Origin of the sequence: Vogesella fluminis (assembly GCF_014652335.1) — a bacterium.
GTDB classification, from domain to species: Bacteria; Pseudomonadota; Gammaproteobacteria; order Burkholderiales; family Chromobacteriaceae; genus Vogesella; species Vogesella fluminis.
Map to the genome: position 1 here is coordinate 36,837 of NZ_BMYP01000014.1, position 18,189 is coordinate 55,025.

At 64.6% G+C, this 18,189-nt stretch carries 16 protein-coding genes; 6 read left to right on the forward strand and 10 right to left on the reverse strand.

Features of this window, described 5'->3' with window-relative positions:
* Positions 1–7: 7 nt before the first annotated feature.
* Both IE083_RS07305 and IE083_RS07310 read right to left on the reverse strand, forming a co-directional pair.
* Positions 8–307: an Rdx family protein gene (locus IE083_RS07305; RefSeq protein WP_189352953.1), complete on the reverse strand. Its 300-nt coding sequence runs from the start codon at positions 305–307 to the stop codon at positions 8–10.
* Between the two features lie 324 nt (positions 308–631).
* Positions 632–3,364: a bifunctional diguanylate cyclase/phosphodiesterase gene (locus IE083_RS07310; RefSeq protein WP_189352954.1), complete on the reverse strand. Its 2,733-nt coding sequence runs from the start codon at positions 3,362–3,364 to the stop codon at positions 632–634.
* A gap of 142 nt (positions 3,365–3,506) precedes the next feature.
* On the opposite strand from IE083_RS07310, the gene IE083_RS07315 reads away from it, so the two are divergent.
* The gene (locus IE083_RS07315) at positions 3,507–4,667 is read left to right on the forward strand and encodes a glycerophosphodiester phosphodiesterase (RefSeq protein WP_229799646.1); all 1,161 of its coding nucleotides are present in this window, start codon (positions 3,507–3,509) and stop codon (positions 4,665–4,667) included.
* A gap of 65 nt (positions 4,668–4,732) precedes the next feature.
* Here IE083_RS07315 and IE083_RS07320 read toward each other — a convergent pair whose 3' ends face one another.
* Together IE083_RS07320 and IE083_RS07325 are read right to left on the reverse strand one after the other, a co-directional pair.
* Complete coding sequence (locus IE083_RS07320) at positions 4,733–6,343, reverse strand: methyl-accepting chemotaxis protein (protein WP_189352955.1); 1,611 nt, start codon at positions 6,341–6,343, stop codon at positions 4,733–4,735.
* 181 nt (positions 6,344–6,524) lie between these two features.
* The gene (locus IE083_RS07325) at positions 6,525–6,986 is read right to left on the reverse strand and encodes a copper chaperone PCu(A)C (protein ID WP_189352956.1); all 462 of its coding nucleotides are present in this window, start codon (positions 6,984–6,986) and stop codon (positions 6,525–6,527) included.
* Positions 6,987–7,173: 187 nt separating this feature from the next.
* On the opposite strand from IE083_RS07325, the gene IE083_RS07330 reads away from it, so the two are divergent.
* Both IE083_RS07330 and IE083_RS07335 read left to right on the forward strand, forming a co-directional pair.
* The gene (locus IE083_RS07330; RefSeq protein WP_189352957.1) at positions 7,174–7,896 is read left to right on the forward strand and encodes an AzlC family ABC transporter permease; all 723 of its coding nucleotides are present in this window, start codon (positions 7,174–7,176) and stop codon (positions 7,894–7,896) included.
* Positions 7,893–8,213 carry an AzlD domain-containing protein gene (locus tag IE083_RS07335; protein WP_189352958.1) on the forward strand — a complete coding sequence of 107 codons (321 nt, stop codon included), beginning with the start codon at positions 7,893–7,895 and terminating at the stop codon, positions 8,211–8,213. Before IE083_RS07330 ends, IE083_RS07335 begins: the two co-directional genes overlap by 4 nt.
* Here IE083_RS07335 and IE083_RS07340 read toward each other — a convergent pair.
* The 6 genes from IE083_RS07340 to IE083_RS07365 all read right to left on the reverse strand — a co-directional run bounded on the left by IE083_RS07340 (position 8,170) and on the right by IE083_RS07365 (position 14,281).
* Positions 8,170–8,619, reverse strand: coding sequence for a putative zinc-binding protein (locus IE083_RS07340; protein ID WP_189352959.1), 450 nt, complete (start codon positions 8,617–8,619; stop codon positions 8,170–8,172). The genes IE083_RS07335 and IE083_RS07340 overlap by 44 nt on opposite strands.
* Positions 8,620–8,689: 70 nt before the next feature.
* Complete coding sequence (rodA, locus tag IE083_RS07345) at positions 8,690–9,787, reverse strand: rod shape-determining protein RodA (RefSeq protein WP_189352960.1); 1,098 nt, start codon at positions 9,785–9,787, stop codon at positions 8,690–8,692.
* Entirely contained in the window at positions 9,768–11,720 is a 1,953-nt protein-coding gene (mrdA, locus tag IE083_RS07350) for a penicillin-binding protein 2 (protein ID WP_189352961.1), read from the reverse strand. The genes rodA and mrdA overlap by 20 nt, the downstream gene beginning before the upstream one ends.
* A 5-nt stretch (positions 11,721–11,725) precedes the next feature.
* Positions 11,726–12,229 (reverse strand): rod shape-determining protein MreD, encoded by a 504-nt coding sequence (gene mreD, locus IE083_RS07355; RefSeq protein ID WP_189352962.1) that lies wholly within the window; start codon positions 12,227–12,229, stop codon positions 11,726–11,728.
* Between the two features lie 67 nt (positions 12,230–12,296).
* A complete protein-coding gene (gene mreC / locus IE083_RS07360; protein WP_189352963.1) occupies positions 12,297–13,193 on the reverse strand; it encodes a rod shape-determining protein MreC in 897 nt (298 codons plus the stop codon).
* Positions 13,194–13,237: 44 nt separating this feature from the next.
* Positions 13,238–14,281 carry a rod shape-determining protein gene (locus tag IE083_RS07365; RefSeq protein WP_189352964.1) on the reverse strand — a complete coding sequence of 348 codons (1,044 nt, stop codon included), beginning with the start codon at positions 14,279–14,281 and terminating at the stop codon, positions 13,238–13,240.
* 482 nt (positions 14,282–14,763) lie between these two features.
* Between IE083_RS07365 and gatC the strand changes: the two genes are divergently transcribed.
* The 3 genes from gatC (at position 14,764) to gatB (ending at position 18,071) form a co-directional block, all read left to right on the forward strand.
* Entirely contained in the window at positions 14,764–15,051 is a 288-nt protein-coding gene (gene gatC, locus IE083_RS07370) for an Asp-tRNA(Asn)/Glu-tRNA(Gln) amidotransferase subunit GatC (RefSeq protein ID WP_189352965.1), read from the forward strand.
* A 73-nt stretch (positions 15,052–15,124) separates the two neighbouring features.
* On the forward strand, positions 15,125–16,576 hold the full coding sequence (gene gatA, locus IE083_RS07375; RefSeq protein ID WP_189352966.1) for an Asp-tRNA(Asn)/Glu-tRNA(Gln) amidotransferase subunit GatA: 1,452 nt from the start codon (positions 15,125–15,127) through the stop codon (positions 16,574–16,576).
* 67 nt (positions 16,577–16,643) lie between these two features.
* On the forward strand, positions 16,644–18,071 hold the full coding sequence (gene gatB, locus IE083_RS07380) for an Asp-tRNA(Asn)/Glu-tRNA(Gln) amidotransferase subunit GatB (protein ID WP_189352967.1): 1,428 nt from the start codon (positions 16,644–16,646) through the stop codon (positions 18,069–18,071).
* The last annotated feature ends 118 nt before the right edge of the window (positions 18,072–18,189 follow it).

The window sequence follows — 18,189 nt, forward strand, 5'->3', positions numbered from 1 at the left end:
CCTTGTGTCAGCCGCCGCGCTCGCTGTGGCCGAGACCCTTGTCCGGTGCGATGCGGTCGCGCAGCAGCTGTTTCAGCTGCTTGATGTCGGGAAAGCCGCCGTCGCAGGCGCGGTCCCACAGCAGCTCGCCGTCGACGCGGATCTGGAACACGCCGCCGCTGCCGGGTTGCAGCGCGACTTCGCCGAGTTCCTTTTCGAAGGTGGTCAGCAGTTCCTGCGCCATCCAGGCGGCACGCAACAGCCAGCGGCAGCCGGTGCAATAGCGGATGGCGACAACGGGCAACAGCGGGGAAGTGTCAGGGGTCATGAAGGTTGGCCGCAAGCAAAAAGGCCATGGTAATGCCGAATACGGAAGGGGGAAACCCGAAGGGACGCTGCACCGCTGCCTTGCTTCGCAAATCTCTGTGTTGTTGTGTCGCGGCTCTTTGAAGAGCTGTGTTTTCTCCTCCATCACCCGGCTAGCTGTGTAAACCTGGCGCTGTGCGTGGAGGCAGCGGTGCAAGCGCAGGGCCAGTGTGCATCAAGCCGCTACCTTGGGGAAGCATGGTGCGTGATTGTCCGACAATGCTGCTTTGCACCATGTTACATCTTTACAACGTTTGCTTACATTTTTTGATAGTGCCGCCTGCGGCTACAGTTCCAGCGCCGGATTATCGATCAGGAAACGCTCCATGTCGCCCGCCGGCAGCGGCCGGCTGATCAGGTAACCCTGCGCGTAATCGCCGCCATGCTCGGCCAGAAAGCGTGCCTGGCGGATATTCTCGATGCCCTCGCCGGTGACCGAGGCGCCGAGGGTGTGCCCCATCGCCACGATCATGCGCACCAGATTGCTGCTGCCGCTGCTGTCCGGCACCTGGTCGAGGAACTGCTTGTCGATCTTCAGCTTCTCGGCGGGGAAGCGGCGCAGGTAGCTGAACGAGGCGTAGCCGGTGCCGAAATCGTCGATGGCGATGCCGATGCCCTGCGCGCGCAGTTTGTGCAGGTTGCTGTCGATGGTCGGCGTGTTGCGCAGTGCCAAGCCCTCGGTCACTTCCAGTTCCAGCGCGTCACCGGGCAGGTGGTGGGTGGCCAGCTGGCTGGCAACCACTGCGGCAAAGCGCGCGTCCTCCAGTTGCACCAGCGACACGTTGACCGAGATCACGAACTGGCTGAGGTAGCGCGCGCGCCACTGCACCGCCTGGCGGATGGCCTCGCCCAGCACCCACTCGCCGATGTCCTTGATCAGCCCGGTTTCCTCGGCCAGCGGGATGAAGTCGCCCGGCGGGATGCGGCCCAGATCGGGATGTTCCCAGCGCACCAGCGCCTCGGCGCCGGCAACGCGGCCGTTCTTCAGCGATACGTAAGGCTGGTAGTGCAGGCTCAGCTCGCCGCGTGCCACCGCCTGGCGCAGATCGTTCTGGATGTGGTGACGGCGGCGCCAGTTGTCGTTCATCTCTGGGCGGAAGCGCACCCAGTTGCCGGCCGGGTCGTTGCGCGAGACCTGCAGCGCCAGTTCGGCGTGCTCCAGCAGGCTGTCGGCATGGATGGTGTCGTGCGGATAGATGCTGAGGCCGGTGCTCAGGCGCAGGAACAGCTGCTGCTCCTGCAGCAGCAGCGGTTGCCGCAGTTGGTCGCACACCTCGTCGGTGCGGCGGCTGATGCCGAGTTCGTCCTCGTCCAGCAGCAGCATGGCAAAGCGGTTGTCGGCGTGGCGCGCCACCATCTCGCCGTTGCGCGCCAGCTTTTCCAGGCGCTCGCCGAGCAGGCGTATCAGCTGGTCGCCGCTGTCGCGACCGTACAGCTCGTTGATGTTGGCGAGGCCTTCCAGCGACAGCATCATGCAGCCGACCGGCCGCTGGCGTGCCTGGCTGTTTTCGCGCTGCTGGATCAGCTCGTCCAGCTGCATCTGCAGCCGCGTGCGGTTGGGCAGGCCGGTGGCGCGGTCATAGTAGAACTGGCGGTACAGCTCGCCCTCGGCCTGCAGCCGGGCTGAGGATTCCATCACCAGTGCGATGATGTCGGCGGCAGAACAGATGAAATTGATGTCTTCCTGCTGCCAGGCGCGGTGGCGGGTGCGGCTCTCGGCACAGATGATGCCGTGCCGCAGACCGCCGACCATGATGCTGGCGTCGAGCAAGGCCCTGATGTCGCGCTCCGCCAGATGGGCGCGCAGCGACAGCAGCCGCTCGTCCTGTAGCGGCTGCACGCTATTGAGGTAGCGCTGTTCGCGCAGCGCGCCGAAGTAGTCGGGGTGCTGCTCCAGCTGCAGCACGTCGCCGCTGAAACGCAGGCTGTCGCCGGTATCGACACCGGCAAGGCAGAGCAGGCTCTGCTGGTCGGCACTGAACTGCCACACGCTGACACGGCTGGCGCCGAGGGTCTGCGCCAGCAGCGGCAGGATCTCGTCGATGTATTCCTGCAGCACCTGCGTTTCGCCATGCCGTGCCGCCACCAGCTGTTGCAGCGCGCGGCCTTGCTGCTCCAGCCGCTGCGAACGGCGCACGTTGGCCTGCTGTTGCAGGTAGCCGGCACGCACGATCAGCGCGGCCAGCAGCAGCATGGCGGCCAGCAGCAGCAGGCTCTGCGGCAGCAGCCGCTGCAGTACCGCGTCGCCGGGGCGTTCATTGTCCCACTCCAGCAGCCCCAGGACCTGACCCTGGCTGTTTTCCAGCGCCAGCGCCGCACTGTGTTGCTGCGTGGCAGAGAAGTTCAATGACAGCCGGTGCAGCGAGTTGTTGGCCGCCATTTCCTGCAGCAGATGCGAGTCCAGCGCACGCGCAAACAGCAGGTAGCGGGCGCGGCCGTCGGGTGAGGCGCCGGACTCCAGCGCGATGCGCTGGATCGCCACCAGATAGATGACGCTTTGCGGCTGGCCGCTCAGGGCATTGCCGCGCTGCAGGCGCAGCAGCAGATTGGGGCCGGTATCGGTCCGCTTGCGATCATAGCGGTCGGCCTGGCGCAGCAGGCTCCGCCACTGCCGTGTTCCCAGTGCCAGCAGCTGCTGTGGCTGCTGGCTGGCCACGCCGCGGTCCAGCGCGTACAGCACGCCGCCGCCGGCGTCGATCAGCAGCGCCAGATCGACATCCAGATTCTGGTACACCGAGCCGGTAAGGTTGGCCGCAAGCCAGGTCTTGTCCATTTGCGGCGCCTGGCTCTGGCGGTACATCTCGTCCCACACCGCGTAATCGTTGAGTGTCTGACTCAGCGTCTTGCGCTGGCGCAGCAATTCCCGCTCCAGGCTCTTGCGGGTGAGGGTGGCGATTTCCTCGTCGACCTTGTCGGCGGCGTTGTTGGCCAGTTGCCACAGTCCGGCCAGACCGACCAGCAGGATGACCACCAGCAACAGGCCGGGGCGCAGCTGGAATCTTGTCAGGAATGGATGCATGTCTTGGCAGTATCGGGTGCCGGCGCGGGCAGGGTGGTAGCCGAGTCATCGCCGTTACATATTTCGGTCAATAAAATGTCATGTTGTTCTGTCACGCTGGCAGCCGCGATTTCACATAGACGCTGTTCAGGGAGTGTAGTCAATGAAAACCATGTCTTTGCGCCTGCCGTTGCTGGTCATCCTGCTGTCGGGGCCGGTGCTGGCCGCCGCCCCGTCCCCGTTTCCGACACTGGACGGCAAGCCGCCGCTGGTGGTGGCGCACCGCGGCGCCTCCGGCTACCTGCCGGATCACACCCTGGAAGGATACGCCAAGGCGATCGCGCTGGGCGCCGATTATATCGAGCCGGACCTGGTCAGCACCAAGGACGGCGTGCTGATCGCGCGCCACGAGCCGAACCTGAAAGACACCACCGACGTCGCCCGCCATCCGGAATTCGCCGCGCGCAAGCGCACACTGAAGGTGGATGGTAATGAAGAAGAAGGCTGGTTTGCCAGCGACTTCACCCTCGCCGAGATCAAGACCCTGCGCGCGGTGCAGCCGCGCGGCGACCGCAGCAAGGCCTTCGACGGCCAGTTCCTGATTCCGACCTTCGATGAAGTGCTGGCGCTGCGTGCGCAGAAGTCGCAGGAGCTGGGCCGCGACATCGGCATCTATCCGGAAACCAAGCACCCGACCTGGCACCGGCAGCTGGGCCTGGCGCTGGAAAAACCGCTGGTGGCGATGCTGGCCAAATACCGGCTGAACCGCAAGAATGCGCCGGTGTTCATCCAGTCGTTCGAGGCGGCCAACCTCAAGGAACTGCGTCAGCTGACTCCGAACAAGCTGGTGTACCTGCTCGACGCCAACGACGTGCGCCCGGACGGCAGCATCGATACTGTCCGTCCCTATGACCATGTGGTCGCCGGCGACGCGCGTACCTACGCCGACATGCTGACCCCGGCCGGACTGAAGGAAATCCGCACCTTCGCCGACGGCATCGGCCCGTGGAAACCGTATCTGATCAGCTGGCAGGCGATGACCGGCAAGGCCGGCAAGGCGGTGGACGTCAACGGCGACAAGGTGATCGACCAGCGCGACATGACACTGCTGGAGCCGAACAGCGTGATCCGCGACGCGCACAAGCTGGGATTGGTGGTGCATCCCTACACCTTCCGTAACGAGGCCAAGCACCTTGCGGCCAACTTCATGGACCGGCCGGCGGAAGAGTACCGCCTGTTCTTCGCCGCCGGTGTCGACGGCGTGTTCACCGACTACGCCGACACCGCGCTGGCTACCCGCCGCCTGATGCAGCAAGGCCAGTAAGCATAGCGCCGGTAATGACAAGGGCCGCCCGACCGGGCGGCCCTTTTGCATTGTGCGCTACCGGCTCAGACGCGGTACCGCGATACTTCGTGCTCCATGTCCTGCGACAGCTCCTGCAGACGGTTGGCCAGTTCGGTGACGTGGCTGGCGGCGGCGGAATTCTCCTCCGCCATCTGCGCCACGGTTTCCACCTGCTGCGAAATGCTGTTGGCGGCGCTGCCCTGCTCGCGGATGGCGCTGCTGATTTCGCCGACCAGATGCCGGTTGCGGCCGGCGACATCGGAAATCGACTGCATGGTGCTGTGTGCCTTGATTGCCTCGCCGACGCCGCTTTCCACATTGAGCACGACGCCCTGCATCCGTTCGGCGGCGGCGCCGGACACGCTCTGGATCGCGTTGATGATCTGCGCGATTTCCTGTGTCGACAGCGAGGTGCGCTCGGCCAGCTTGCGTACCTCGTCGGCGACCACGGCAAAGCCGCGGCCCATCTCGCCGGCACGGGCGGCCTCGATGGCCGCATTCAGTGCCAGCAGGTTGGTCTGGTCGGCGATATCGCGGATCACGCTGATCACGGTGGCGATTTCGCGGGTACGCTCCGCCAATTGCTCCATTTCATCGGAGGCGCTGCCGACGGCCCCGGCGATGCTTTCGATGGATTGCGTAGTGCCGCCGATCACCTGCTCGCCCTGCTGCGCGCGCTCGCCGGTATCCTGCGCCAGGTTGTTGGCCTCGTGGGCCCGCTCGGCAACATGGTTGATGCTGACGGTGACCTGCTCCAGTGCCGCCGCCATGGTGGCGGCGGATTCGCTCTGTGCGGTAGAGCCGGAGGCAACCTGTTTGGCGGAGCCGGCCAGCTCGGTGGCCGATTGCGATACCTCGCGCGTGGCGCTGATGACGGTACGCAGGCTGTCCTGCAGCCTGGCGACCAGCCGGTTGAAGGCGGTCAGCATCTGCGCGATTTCATCCTTGCCCTGTACCTCGCAGCGGGTGCTGAAATCCAGTGTTTTGGCCAGATGGCCGATGCTCTGCTGTGCACGGCTGACGCTACCCACTACCTGGCGGTAGATGCGCCAGCCGACAATACAGAGCAGCAGGATGGCTGCCGCGGCCACTGCGGCGGCAATCAGCCCGGCCTGCCGGTTGATCTCCATGGCCTGCTGCTTGGCGTTGTCGGCCAGTTGCTGGTTGAACTGGATATGCTGTCTGGCAAGGTCGTTGATGCGCAGGGCGGTTTCCCGCACGTCGCGTACCAGCTGCTGTGCTTCTTCCTTGCGGTTGTTGCGCGAGGCGTCCAGGATCGGCGCATAGGCACGGTTCAGCTCGGCGAGGCCTTCCTTCAGCTTGCGGTGATAGTCGCGATCCTGCTCGTTGACGATCATCGGCGCGTATTTGTCCAGCGCGGCGGCGGCTTGCTGGCTGCTCTGGGCAAAGGCCTGTGCGATCTCGCTCATTCTGCCATCGTCGTTGCTGACGATATGCGCCAGCAGCGAGATACGCTGCTCCTTCAGTGCGCTGTCGAGGGTGGCCAGGGTTTGTATGCTCGGTACGGCGTTGTCGCTGATGTTTTCCAGCTCGGCATGGAGGCGGTCGAGTTGCAGCAGGCTGGTGGCGGCGAGGCTCAGCAGGCCGGCGATGGCCAGTGCGATCAGCAGGCCAAGTTGTTGCGATATTTTCATGAACAGTTCCCACGGGTTGGAGTTATTGCTCCAGTGTATGGGGATGTAATATGAAAAACAATTATGCCAATGGCAATGTTGCGCTTTGTTGACAGTGCCGGAGAAAGTCTGCGGCCAACCCTGGCTGAGCAAGGTTGGCCGCAAGGACGGGCGGGGCGGGTGGTGCGTGATGGCGGGCGGCTCAGTGGCCGGCAGGATGGACGGGGGCCATGCCGCTTTCCACCTTCACTTCCACGGTGACCTTGCCGGCCTTTTCAAACTGCAACTGCAGCGGGAAGCGGTCGCCGCTGACCGCCTGTTTCGGTACCTGCAGCAGCATCACGTGCAGGCCACCCGGTGCCAGCGTGACGGTGCCGCCGGCCGGCAGCGCGATGCCGCCGGCAACTTCGCGCATGCGCATCACGCCGTTGTCGTTGATGTGCTGATGCAGTTCGGCGCGTGCCGCTTGCGGCGTGCTGGCCGCCAGTAGCCGGTCGGCGCCGCCGCTGTTGCTGATGGTCATGAACACCGCCGCAGTCGGGCTGCTGGCCGGCATCGCGCGGCTGTAGGGGTGGCCGACATTGAGCGGGCCGACGCTGTAATCGTGGGCGAGGACGGGGAGCGACAACAGGCCGGCAAGGGCGGCAAGGGCAAGTTTTTTCATGATGTCCGGGTAGTGGTTACGGTGGCGCCGAGCGTAGCATGCAGTTGCCGTGGCCGGCTGCGGCAAAATGTCGCAGGGCCTGATTGCGGTGCCGTGATACGGGTGCAAGGTTGGCCGCAACATCGTTCAAGACGCCGCCGCGGGCGATGACCCTATAATGCGGCCAACCTTTTACTGTGGAGCAAGCATGTCGCCACGACTTCCCCCGCTGCTGGCCGGTGCCCGCGATTCGCTGCCGATGCTGGTCGGCGCCGCACCGTTCGGCGTCATCTTCGGCACGCTGGCGATCGCCACCGGCATTCCGGCGTGGGCGACGCTGGCGCTGTCGGCGCTGGTGTTTGCCGGCTCGTCGCAGTTCGTCGCCGTCAGCCTGATCGGCAGCGGCGCGGCGCTGCCGGTGATCTGGCTGACCACCTTTGTCGTCAACCTGCGCCACGCGCTGTACAGCGCCACGCTGCTGCCCTATGCCCGCCACCTGCCGGCGCGCTGGCGCTGGTCGCTGGCGTTCTGGCTCACCGACGAGACCTTCGCCGTGGTCGAGCACCAGCTGCGGCAGCAGGACAACGAGTTCGACGGTGCCTGGTACTGGCTGGGCTCGTCACTGGCGATGTACGGCAACTGGCAGCTGTGGACCATCATCGGCGTGCTGCTGGGGCAGAGCGTGCCGGGCCTCGCCGATCTGGGGCTGGATTTCGCGATGGTGGCCACCTTTGCCGCCATCGTCGCGCCGCAGCTGAAAAAGCGGCCGGTGCTGGTGGCGGCGCTGCAGGCCGGGGTGGTGGCGCTGCTGGCGCGTGAGCTGCCGTTCAAGCTGGGGCTGATGCTGGCGGCGCTGGCCGGGGTGGCCGGCGGCGTGCTGGCCGAGCGGCTGGCGACGAGCAGCAAGTCTGAGATGAAGGAGACGACATGAGCCTGCAACTGCTGCTGACCATTGCCGGCATGGTCGTGGTCACCTACGGCATCCGGCTGAGTTTTCTGGTGTTCGGCCACAAGCTGAGCTTTCCGGCCTGGCTGTCGCGTGCGCTGCATTATGTGCCGGCGGCGGTGCTGACTGCGCTGATCGTGCCGATGGCGCTGGCGCCGCAGGGCGCCATTGACCTGTCTCCGGGCAATGCCTACCTGCCCGGCACGCTTGCCGCGGCGGCGGTGGCGTTCTTCAGCCGCCATACGCTGGCGGCAATCATCAGTGGCTTCGTGGTGTATGGCTTGTGGCGCTGGCTGTCTTGATGCGGCCGGCCTGGGCGGGGGCCTGCCCGTCTGCATCCTGCTGCAGTGCCTGTGCTGCCGTCACCATCAGCGGCCACAGCCGCTCGGCATCGGCGTTGTCGAAATCGGCATGCTTGCGCTTGATCACGCCGTGGTCGGACAGCTCGATACTGTGGTCGGCCTGCAGCCCGGCCTGGCGCAGACAGCCTTGCACGCAGCGTAGCGGACAGCCATCCAGCGCCAGGATGCGGCGGCCGCTGCGTGCCTGCCGCAGCAGTGTCGGCACCTGGCCGCCGACGCCGGCGATGCAGGACATCTCGGCATGGCCGGCGCGGGTGAGACGCAGGGCAAAGTGGTTGGCCAGCTGTGCGGCACTGGAACAGCCGGAACAGGCGTAGACCAAGGGCAACGAGGGATCGGGTTTCATGGCGGCCAGCGTAGCATGCCGCGCCCGGGTGTGCCATCGGTCATGTGGCTTAGAACAACTTGCGGCCAAACTAGCGGCGTTGCAGCTTGCCGATGCCCATCAGCATGCCAAGGCCGATGGCCAGCGATACGGTGGCGGTACCGCCGTAGGAGAAGAACGGCAGCGGTACGCCGACCACCGGCAGGATGCCGGCAACCATGCCCATGTTGACGAATACGTAGACGAAGAACGACAGCGTGATGGCGCCGGCCAGCAGCCTGCCGTACAGCGTCGGCGCGCGCGCGGTGATCAGCAGGCAGCGGCTGATGATGCCGAGGTACAGCGCCAGCAGCAGCAGGTTGCCGGCGAGGCCGAACTCCTCGGAATACACCGCGAAGATGAAGTCGGTGGTGCGCTCCGGGATGTAGTCGAGATGGGTCTGGCTGCCGGCCAGCCAGCCCTTGCCCCATACCCCGCCGGAGCCGATGGCGATCATTGACTGGATGATGTGATAGCCGGCGCCGAGCGGGTCTTCCATCGGGTCGATCAGGGTCAGCACCCGCTTGCGCTGGTAATCATGCATCAGGTTCCATACTACCGGCAGGCTGGCGAGGAAGGTGATGCCGCCGCCGATGATGACTTTCCACGACAGCCCGGCGAAGTACAGGGCAAAGAAGCCGGCGCCCATCACCAGTGTGGCGGTACCGAGGTCGGGCTGTTTCAGGATCAGCAGGCCGGGAATCACGATCAGCACCGCGGCCACCACGTAGTGGCGCCAGTTCAGCGTGGTTTCGTATTTCTGGAAGTACCACGCCAGCATCATCGGCAGTGCGATCTTCATGATTTCGGATGGCTGGATGCGGGCGATGCCGATATTCAGCCAGCGGGTGGAGCCGTTGACGGTGATGCCGAACAGCTCGACGCCGACCAGCAGCAGTATGCCGGTCGCATACAGCGGCAGCGCCATGTGCATCACCGTCTGCGGGCTCAGCCGTGCCAGCAGCCACATGATGATGAGCGACAGCACGGTATAGACCAGCTTGTTGTCGATCTTGGCCCAGCTCTGGTTGGAGGCGGAAAACAGTGCCACCATGCTCAGCACGAACACGCCGGCGAGCAGCGCCAGCAGCCAGCCGTCGAGCGGGTCCATGATGGTGCGGCTGAGGCGCTTAATGAGCGACACTTGCATCTTGCTTTCCTGTTACCGAGGGCGGGAAGGTTTCCAGCTGGCTGCGGATGTCGTCCGGCAGCTTGCCGGTCAGGTAGTAGTCGAACAGCGCGCGCGTGATCGGCGCCGCGGCAGCGGCGCCGAAGCCGGCGTTTTCCACGATTACCGCCACCGCGATCTTCGGCTGTTCCACCGGGGCGAAGGCGATGAACCATGAGTGGTCGCGGTGCTGCTCGGCCAGTGCGCCGGCATTGTACTTGGCGCCCTGCTTGATCTGTACCACCTGCGCGGTGCCGGTCTTGCCGGCCATCGAGTACTGCAGGCCCTGGCCGAGGCGGGCGCCGGTGCCGCCCGGCTGCATCACTGCCTGCATGCCTTGCTTGATGTAGTCGTAGTGCTGCTGCCTGAACGGCAGCTGCTTGTACGGTGCGGCCTCGATCAGGCGTGTCCTGCCGTTGCGCGCGTCGGTGATGCTCTGTACCAGGTGCGGGTGGAAGGCACGGCCGTTGTTGGCCAGGACTGCGGTGGCATTGGCCATCTGCAGCGGGGTATAGGCGTTGAAACCCTGGCCGATGCCGATGCTGACCACGTCGGCCGGCAGCCAGCGGCGGTGTTCGTTGCGGTAGCGCGGGCCGGCAAAGCGCCGCGCTTTCCACTCCTTTGACGGCAGCACGCCGACCGCCTCGCCATCGAGGTCGATGCCGGTACGGCTGCCGAGACCGAACTGCGCCAGCAGCGGGTGGATGCGGTCGATGCCCATGTCCCATGCCAGCTTGTAGAAGAAGGTGTCGCTGGATACCGCGATGGCGCGGGCCAGGTTGGCGGAGCCGTTGCCGCGCGGGTTGGAGTCGCGGAACTGGTGGCTGGAGCCGGGCAGGGTGAAGTAGCCCGGTGCCGGACGGACTTCGTTCGGGCCGATGGCGCCGGCGTGCAGTGCCGCCATGCCCATGAAGGGCTTGAAGGTGGAACCGGGCGGATACATGCCGCGGATGGCGCGGTTGATCAGCGGCCGCTGCCAGTCTTCGTTCAGGCTTTGCCAGCTCTGGCTGTCGATACCGTCGATGAACAGGTTGGGGTCGAAGCTGGGCTTGGACAGCAGCGCCAGTACGCCGCCGTTCTGCGGGTCGATGGCGACCAGTGCGCCGCGACGGGCGCCGAACAGCTTGTCGGCGACATCCTGCAGGTGGATGTCCAGCGCCAGCTGCAGCGTGTTGCCGTGCACCGGCGCGGTGCGCCGTAGCGAACGCACCGCGCGGCCGGCGGAGTCGGTCTCGATCTCCTCGAAGCCGTTCTGGCCGTGCAGCTCGCCCTCGTACACCGCTTCCAGCCCCAGCTTGCCGATGTGGGTGGCGCCGCGGTAGTTGGCCGCATTCTCGTCTTCGGCCATGCGTTCCTTGTCGCGCGGGCCGATGCGGCCGATGTAGCCGAGCACGTGGCTGGTCAGCTCCTTGTACGGGTAGTCGCGGTACAGCCGCGCCTTGACCTCGACGCCGGGGAAGCGCCACAGGTTGGCCGCAACCCTGGCCGCCTCGATGTCATCCATTTTCAGGCGCAGCGGCACCGGCTCGAAGTCCTTCGATTCGGACTGGAATTTCTGGAAGCGTTTCAGGTCGCGCGGTGTGATGGTGACAATCCGGCCCAGTGCCCTGATGGTGGCATCCAGGTTGTCGATCTTGTCCGGGGTCAGCTCCAGGGTATAGGAGGCGTAATTGCGTGCCAGCTCGATGCCGTTGCGATCGACGATCAGGCCGCGGTTGGGTTGTACCGGCACCAGCGAAATGCTGTTGTTTTGGGCGAGGGTGGTGAAGTGCTCGTACTGGAATACCTGCAGCCAGACGAAACGCGCCACCAGCAGCAACAGCATCAGCACCATGAACAGATAGGCGACCAGCAGCCGCCAGTACAGCTGACGCTCTTCGGTTTGCGGGTCTTTCAGGCGTGCGGCTTGTTTCATGGCGCCTAATGCCGTTCACTGCGGTAGGGCAGCAGCATCAGCTTGGTCAAGAGCGGCCACAGCAGCGCGCCGATCAGTGCCGGCAGGAAATAGCCGAGGCCGGGCAGTGCGGCGCCGACGCTCCAGCGTGCAATCGCCATCAGCAGCTGGATCAGCAGCATCAGTACCAGGATCACCAGTGTCTGCTGGCCGAGGTTGAACATCACCAGCTGTTGCTGGCGCAGCAGGATCAGGTAGGCGCCGACGGAATAGGCCAGCGCATGCTGGCCGAACATGCCGGTGGATACCACGTCGGCTAGGAGGCCGATGCCGAAGGCCATGCCGATGCCGATGCGGCGCGGCTGGTTCATGCTCCAGTACAGGATCAGGAGCGCGACAAAATCGGGCAGCCAGCGATTGGAGCCTTGCGGCAGGGGCAGCAGCTCCAGCACCAGTGCGACGGCAAAGGTCAGCGTGATGAAGTGGCGCTTGACCGGTTTGAGCAGTTCTTGCGGGCGGTCGTAGTTCATGATGGTCGGGCCTGCTGGCGACAATGGCGCAGCCAGGCATGGCCGCCGGAGTGGAGGGTGTCACGCATCATGGTGATTTCTTGTCGGCCTTGGCGGTGTCGGCAGGGGCTTCCGCCACCGGTGGTGCCACCGGCAGGTGCCGGTTGGGCATGATCACCACGAAGCGGCTGGACTGCACGCCGGCGATCACCTCACTGCGCACGCGGGCAAAGGCGGCACCGCCAAGACGGTCGATCTGCTTCACCCGTGCCACCGGAATGCCCTGCAGATAGACGCCGTCTATGCCGGAGGTGACCAGCAGGTCGTTCTCGCGGATGTCGGTGCTGATCGGCAGGTAGCGCACTTCCACTCCGCCGCCGAAGCCGTACAGCAGGGCGCGATGGCCGGTGCGCTGGATCATTACCGGCACGATGTAGTGGCGGTTGATCACCTGGGTGACTTCTGCGCTTAGCGGCTGCACGCGCGTCACCTGGCCGATGAGGCCGTTTTCGTCGATGACGGCCTGGCCGCTGGCGACACCGCTGCTGCTGCCCTTGTCGATGATCAGGCGATAGGCAAACGGATCGCGCCCGGTGTACAGCACTTCGGCCACCACGCCGGCATGCGACGGCTGCGCCGCCAGTGCATTGAGCTGGCGCAGCTGCTGCAATTCCTTTTCCAGCGACGACATGCGCATCAGGTGCGAGGACTGGATCAGGTCGCGTTCGCGCAGCGCGTCGTTCTCGCGCTTCAGTGCCGCCTGTGCGGTAAAGAAGTCGCCGACCTGCATGGTGAGGTTGAGCGGCACGTTGGCCGCACGCTGCAGCGGGTACAGCACCACGGAAATGGCATCGCGCGCCTTTTCCATCAGGCCGTACTGGCTGTCGCCGACCAGCAGCGCCAGCGAGGCGAGCACGCACAGGAACAGGCGACCGCCGGGGGGCAGTCCCTGGTTGGCAAAGCTGGGGGTGTTGGCAAAATTCATGCAGCACAATGTCACCCCTTGCGGGGTGACGTCTGGTCAGGAAATCAGGGAACGCTGGTGAAAATGGTGCCGACCTTGTCCATCTTTTCCAGCGATTTGCCGGAGCCGCGCACCACGCAGGTCAGCGGTTCTTCGGCGATGAATACCGGCAGACCGGTTTCCTCGGCCAGCAGACGGTCGATGTCCTTCAGCAGCGCACCGCCGCCGGTCAGCACCATGCCCTTGTCGGCGATGTCGGCGCCCAGTTCCGGCGGGGTCTGTTCCAGCGCGATCTTCACCGCGGACACGATCTGGTTCAAAGGCTCGGTCAGCGCTTCCAGGATCTCGTTGCTGGACACGGTAAATGCACGCGGGATGCCCTCGGCCAGGTTGCGGCCCTTGACTTCCATTTCCTTCACTTCGGCGCCGGGGAAGGCGGAGCCGATGGTTTTCTTGATTTCCTCGGCAGTGGCTTCGCCGATCAGCATGCCGTAGTTGCGGCGGATGTAATTGATGATGGCTTCATCAAACTTGTCGCCGCCGACGCGTACCGAATTGGAGTACACCACGCCGCCCAGGCTGATCACGCCGACCTCGGTGGTGCCGCCGCCGATATCCACCACCATCGAGCCGGTCGGCTCTTCCACCGGCAGGCCGGCACCGATGGCGGCGGCCATGGTTTCCTCGATCAGCTCGACGCGGCGGGCGCCGGCGGCCAGCGCCGAATCCTTGATTGCACGGCGCTCGACCTGGGTCGAGCCGCACGGTACGCAGATCACGATGCGCGGACTGGCGGTAAAGAAGCGGTTGGGGGTGACTTTTTTGATGAACTGTTTCAGCATCTGCTCGGTGACGGTGAAATCGGCAATCACGCCGTCCTTCATCGGGCGGATGGCCTGGATGCTGCCCGGCGTGCGACCCAGCATCTTCTTGGCTTCGAGGCCGACGGCAAGGATGGATTTCTTGTTGCTGGGAGCATCATTGTGAATGGCAACCACGGACGGTTCGTCCAGCACGATGCCCTTGTTGTGCATGTAGATCAGGGTGTTGGCCGTACCGAGGTCGATAGCCAAGTCGTTGGAAAAGTATCCGGTGAGCGAGCGGAGCATGGGGGTCGGTCCTGAAATGTTTTTGAACGTTGCCTTATCGAAAACGGCGGCACGCGTAATTAAATCGTGTTTGGGACCGGGCCGACAGGTAAAGATTCACTGCCGGTTGCGGCCCCGGTTGCCAAGCAGGCCTGGCCCCTTGGTTCTTGGGCCAGGGCCTGTTAACACTTGTTTTGTCGCAGCGCAGGCTGGAGAAGCCTTCAAATGCAAGGCGGAGGGTGCCGCGCCTGGTTATTCCAAGTGCAAACCCGACAACGCCGCAGTTGATGGCTGATCCAGCCTGCCCTTCGGGGCCGGTTTTGCCCGGCGCATCGCTTTGTCAAACGGCCCTGGCAGGGAATGACCCTGCGGCGGGCCGTTTTTCGCGCGCTGCATCCGGGCAAAACCGGCCGCTGCGATAAAAGCAAGTGTTAACAGGCCCTAAGTAACCAATTATGATACCCTACAAAGCTTGAAATATTAAGGATTTTGACGAGGACGCCATGTCGTTGAGCCATCAGGATGTTGCACGCATTGCGCGCCTGTCCCGCATCGCGGTGACGGACGCCGAAATCGACGCGGTAAGCCGCCAGTTGAACGGTATTCTCGGCCTGATCGAACAGATGCAGGCGGTCGATACCGACGGTATCGAGCCGATGGCGCACCCGCAGGATGTCAGCCTGCGCCTGCGCGAGGACGTTGTCACCGAGCCGAGCCGGCGCGAGGCGTGCCAGGCGGTGGCGCCGCAGGTGGAAAACGGCCTGTTCCTGGTGCCGAAAGTCATCGAATAAGCCGCTGCGGCCAACCTTTGCCGTATCTGCCCTGCCGCCGAGGCAGGCCCTCTCTACGGAAGCTCTCTACACGATGATTCACGCTACGCTAAAACAATTGTCGCAACAGCTGGCCGACAAGCAGGTTTCTGCCGTCGAGCTGGCCACCGGATACCTGCAGCGTATCGACGCGCTCAACCCGCAGCTCAATGCCTTCATTACCGTTGACCGTGACAAGACCCTGCTTGAAGCCGCCGCCGCCGATGCGCGCCGTGCCGCAGGCCTGGCCGGTGTGCTGACCGGCGTGCCGATCGCGCACAAGGATATCTTCTGCCAGCAGGGCTGGAAGACCAGCTGCGGCTCGAAGATGCTGGACAACTTCGTGTCGCCCTACGACGCGCACGTGATCGAGCAGTGCCAGGCCGCCGGGCTGGTAACGCTGGGCCGCACCAATATGGACGAGTTCGCGATGGGCTCATCCAACGAGAACAGCTACTACGGCGCGGTGCGCAATCCGTGGGATCTCGCCGCCATCCCTGGCGGTTCCTCCGGCGGTTCCGCCGCTGCCGTCGCCGCGCGGCTGGCACCGGCGGCGACCGCCACCGATACTGGCGGCTCCATCCGCCAGCCGGCCAGCCACTGCGGCGTGACCGGCATCAAGCCGACCTACGGCGTGGTGTCGCGCTTCGGCATGGTCGCCTACGCCAGCTCGCTGGACCAGGGTGGGGTGATGGCGCAGACCGCCGAGGACTGCGCGCTGATGCTGAGCGTGATCGCCGGCTTCGACGAGCGCGACTCCACCAGCCTGGAGCGCGCCCGCGAGGACTACAGTCGTGATCTGGCGCAGCCGCTGGCCGGCCTGCGCGTCGGCCTGCCGCGCGAGTACTTCGCCGACGGCCTCGCCGCCGACGTTGGCCGCATCATCGACAACGCGGTGAGCGAGCTGAAGAAGCTGGGTGCCGAGGTGGTGGAGGTCAGCCTGCCCAACACCCGGCTGTCGATTCCGGCCTACTACGTGATCGCGCCGGCGGAAGCCTCCGCCAACCTGTCGCGCTTCGACGGCGTGCGCTATGGCCACCGCGCCAGCGAGTACAAGGACCTGGTCGACATGTACGAGAAGTCGCGCGCCGAAGGCTTCGGCAGCGAGGTGAAGCGTCGCATCATGGTCGGCACCTACGTGCTCTCCCACGGCTACTACGACGCCTACTACATCAAGGCGCAGAAGATTCGCCGCCTGATCGCCGACGATTTCAAGGCCGCCTTTGCCGGTTGCGACGTGATCCTGGGCCCGGTGGCGCCGACCGCCGCCTTCAATCTGGGCGAGAAGTCCGGCGACCCGGTGCAGATGTACCTGTCCGACATCTACACGCTGTCGGTGAACCTCGCCGGCCTGCCGGCGATGAGCGTGCCGGCCGGCTTCAGCGACAACGGCCGTCCGGTCGGGCTGCAGATCATCGGCAACTACTTTGCCGAAGCCAAGATGCTGAACGTGGCGCACCAGTTCCAGCAGGTCACCGACTGGCACGGCAAGGCCCCAGCCCTGTAATTACGCGATCAACAAAGGTTGGCCGCAGCCTGCGGCCAACCTTTAAAACAAGAAGGATTTTCCAAACATGAAATGGGAAGTCGTTATCGGTCTTGAGGTGCACGTGCAGCTCAACACCGTTTCCAAGATTTTCTCCGGCGCCAGCACCGCCTTCGGCGCCGAACCGAACACCCAGGCCTCGCTGGTGGAACTGGCGCTGCCTGGCGTGCTGCCGGTGCTGAACAAGGCGGTGGTGGAGAAGGCGATCCGCCTCGGCCTGGCGCTGGATGCCACCATCAACCAGAAGAACGTGTTTGCCCGCAAAAACTACTTCTACCCCGACCTGCCCAAGGGCTACCAGATCAGCCAGATGGAGCTGCCGATCGTCGAACACGGCAAGCTGAACATCCTGGTCGGCGACGAGGAGAAATCCATCCGCGTCACCCGCGCGCACATGGAAGAAGATGCCGGCAAGTCGCTGCATGAAGACTTCCACGGCATGACCGGCATCGACCTCAATCGCGCCGGCACGCCGCTGCTGGAGGTGGTGTCCGAACCGGACATGCGTTCGGCGGAAGAGGCGGTCGCCTACGCCAAGGCATTGCACACGCTGGTGACCTGGCTGGGCATCTGCGACGGCAACATGCAGGAAGGCAGCTTCCGCGTCGACGCCAACGTGTCGGTGCGCCCGTTCGGCCAGGCCGAATTCGGCACCCGCCGCGAGGTGAAGAACCTGAACTCGTTCCGCTTCCTGGAGCAGGCGATCAAGTACGAGACGCAGTGGCAGATCGAAACCATCGAAGACGGCGGGAAGGTGCAGCAGGCGACGGTGCTGTTCGATCCGGATTCCGGTGAAACGCGCATGATGCGCAGCAAGGAAGACGCGCACGACTATCGTTACTTCCCGGACCCGGACCTGCTGCCGGTGCGCATCAGCAACGAGCAGATCGCGCGCGTTCGCAGCGAGATGCCGGAGTTGCCGGCGCAGATGAAGGCGCGTTTTGTCGACGCTTTCGGTGTCACCCCGTACGACGCGGCGGTGCTGACCGGCAGCCGCGCGCTGGCCACCTATTTCGAGTCGGTGGCGACGGCCTCCGGCCAGGGCAAGCTGGCCGCCAACTGGCTGGGCGGCGACGTCGCCGCGCGCCTCAACCGCGAGGGCAAGGACATCGCCGAGCTGCCGATCAATGCCGAACGCTTGTCCGGTCTCTTGGTACGCATTGCCGACGGTACCTTGTCCAACAAGCTGGCCAAGCAGGTATTTGATGCGATGTGGGACAGCGAGCTGTCTGCAGACGTCATCATCGAGCGCGATGGCCTGAAGCAGGTGTCCGATGTCGGCGCCATCGAGAAGATGGTGGAAGAGGTGCTGGCCGCCAACCCGAAAGCGGTGGAAGAATTCCGCGCCGGCAAGGAAAAGGCGCTCAACGCGCTGGCCGGACAGGTGATGAAGGCGTCCAAAGGCAAGGCAAACCCGGCGCAGGTGCAGGAAATCCTGAAGCAGAAGCTGGCGTAAGCCCGTAAAAACAGCGGGCGCCCCGTATTTGGNTTGACACTCTGCCTGCAGAGGATGCTGTAAGCCGCTGATTTCTCTTGTTTTCCCTTTGCTTTGACCTGCTCTAAGTCTTTGTCGC